A 2255-nucleotide genomic window follows, 5' to 3' on the forward strand; every position below is an offset into this window, starting at 1 on the left:
CTCTGGGTAAATACGGCGCCCCCGAAATCTTCAACAGCGACCAAGGCAGCCAAGGCGGATTCAAGCGGTTTCGTTGAGGCGCGATTTCCACCGCGTCTGCTTATCTCAAGCTGTTTTTCGGACAAGTTCACAGCAAGCCGGATAACGTCGGTGGAATACCTGCCACATCACTTGCACGCGCACTGGCGCCTGTTCGCCCTTTTCTTTTTTCCTTTTTCGGCGGATTTGAGCTCAAGCTGCAGCAACGCATTACCGTTCGCATGACTTCTGAGATCATTGCGCGCATCGACGTTTTAATCGTGCACCAACCCGGCTATGTCAGCCGTCAGGAGGCCGTACGGCACTGCGTGGATTTGATAAGCCCGCTCACGGGCGGGGCATTGTGAGCCCGTCCGGAGCGAGGGCGCAGGACACCGCAGGCAACGACGCGATTGATCTGTGAAGCGAGATCACAGTCGCGAGCGCGCAGCGGATTCGCATAATATCGCTTATGGACGTTCTGCGTCGGGCTCGGTAGCGCGGGATAGCCGGTAGCAGGAACGCTATTTGCTCTCTAGGACCTGGCAAAAGCAAGGAGCGGTGCTGTGTCGTGAGCGTCGGCCTGTTTTAGTGTTGTGATATAGGCCCTGCGCAGTTCGCTCGTGTCCTCCTGCAAGTTGCCTCCACCCCAGGTGAAAGGCTGTCCGCCAAGACTCTCAACCAATAGGTCGGCCATCATGCGCGAATGGCGGCCATTGCCGTTCGGAAATGGATGTACAGCAACAATTCGGTGATGAAATTGGACCGCCAGCTCATCGGGCGAAAACGTGCTGTGCTCAGTCCAATAACGGAACGTGTCGAATAGGACGGCACTTTCATTGGCGATCATCCATGGCTCAACCCCGATGTTGAGTGTGCTCTGTCGATATCGGCCGGCCCATTTCCAGACTTTGCCGAACATCATTCTATGCAGCGTCCGCGAGAACTCATCGGTCGCTATCTTCAGAGGCTTTAAGCGGCGGCGTTGTGCCCAGGCAAGTCCGGCGAGTATGTTGTCTTGCTCGGCTACGTTCAGGTCCGCCCTCGTGGTGACCCAGGTCGGGATCATGCCCTTCTGATCGTCGACGGAAAGCGGAGTAGCATGCTCAGCCTCATCAAAGAGGCCTATCATGCCTCACTCCAAAGGTCGCGATCGGCCAGCTCGTCGCGAATGTACTGATCGATACTCTCCTCAAGTTCACCGCTGCCCGTCGCCTGGTCCTCAAGACGCATGGTGTGCGCGACGCGGGTGATCGCGCGCATTGCAATTGTCCTCGCACGCTGGTGAACTGTGTCCTCCAAAGAGGTATTCGGCACCAGCGCATAAACGAGGGTGGCATCGAGCGCCCGAGCGACCTTCTCCAACGTTTGCAATTGAATGGTGCCGGCGGCTTCCGACTTTTCCAGCTGCTCGACATTTTGTGGCGTCGCGCCGATCCGCTTCCCGAGCTGGGCTCCAGACATGCCGAGCCCATCACGTATCGCCCTGATCCATCCCTTGGGAGGAGGGGTCTGCTGTTTCATGGGCTTTGCGACAGCGAGCCGTTCGTCAAGTCGCTTGCGGGCGCGATCATTTAGGTTTGTCATGGTCGGGTTCGTTTCGGGGATAATCAACTCATAGCTTGATAACACAGAATATAAAATCAAGCCATAAGGTGATCGGCTATTAGTCATTAGCAATTTATACCTTGAAGATACATCATAAAAACCAAGCTGTGAGTTGATGAGTCCCCGGGAATTAGAAGGTTGAGGCGGAGGGATGGTCGCCTGACCCGCACCCACTTTCGACATCGGTCAGCGGCTTGATGGACAGCCGTTTTGGAGGGCATCCTGCCGCGTTTGCTATGTTATACCAAATCCCACTGATCAGAACCTGTGCGCCCAATCGCGCATTCCGATGGACATGATTCTCCAAGGTTGATCGGTGAGCTTGTTCCAGGCGACGCAGCGGTGATCGAGGATGTCGGCGTAGGATTTGAAGACGCGGTTTGAGAGCCAGTTGTCGCGCATGAACTGCAAGACGTTTTCGACTGGATTGAGCTCGGGGCATTTTGATGGCAACGGCAACAGGGTGATGTTGGCAGGAACGACGAGTGCGGCGGAGAGGTGCCAACTGGCTTGGTCGAGCAACAGCACGGCGTGCGCGCCGGGCGCCACAGTGGCCGAGATTTCCGCAAGGTGCAGCGCCATGCCATCGGTGTTACAGCGAGGCAGAACCAGCGCTGCACCTTTCCCTT

General features: G+C 56.5%; 4 protein-coding genes. 1 reads left to right on the forward strand and 3 read right to left on the reverse strand.

Annotation, left to right across the window (positions count from 1 at the left end; translation table 11 throughout):
* On the forward strand, nucleotides 1-264 hold a 264-nt coding region (locus WH91_RS25150; RefSeq protein ID WP_210165787.1), incomplete at its 5' end, for a hypothetical protein.
* Nucleotides 265-553: 289 nt separating this feature from the next.
* Here WH91_RS25150 and WH91_RS20925 read toward each other — a convergent pair.
* The 3 genes from WH91_RS20925 to WH91_RS20935 form a co-directional block, all read right to left on the reverse strand.
* The gene (locus tag WH91_RS20925; protein ID WP_046172953.1) at nucleotides 554-1150 is read right to left on the reverse strand and encodes a mobile mystery protein B; all 597 of its coding nucleotides are present in this window, start codon (nucleotides 1148-1150) and stop codon (nucleotides 554-556) included.
* Nucleotides 1147-1605 carry a mobile mystery protein A gene (locus tag WH91_RS20930; protein WP_046172954.1) on the reverse strand — a complete coding sequence of 153 codons (459 nt, stop codon included), beginning with the start codon at nucleotides 1603-1605 and terminating at the stop codon, nucleotides 1147-1149. The genes WH91_RS20925 and WH91_RS20930 overlap by 4 nt, the downstream gene beginning before the upstream one ends.
* Before the next feature lie 279 nt (nucleotides 1606-1884).
* On the reverse strand, nucleotides 1885-2255 hold a 371-nt coding region (locus WH91_RS20935; RefSeq protein WP_052953026.1), incomplete at its 5' end, for a transposase.

Origin of the sequence: Devosia psychrophila (genome assembly GCF_000971275.1) — a bacterium.
GTDB lineage: Bacteria > Pseudomonadota > Alphaproteobacteria > Rhizobiales > Devosiaceae > Devosia > Devosia psychrophila.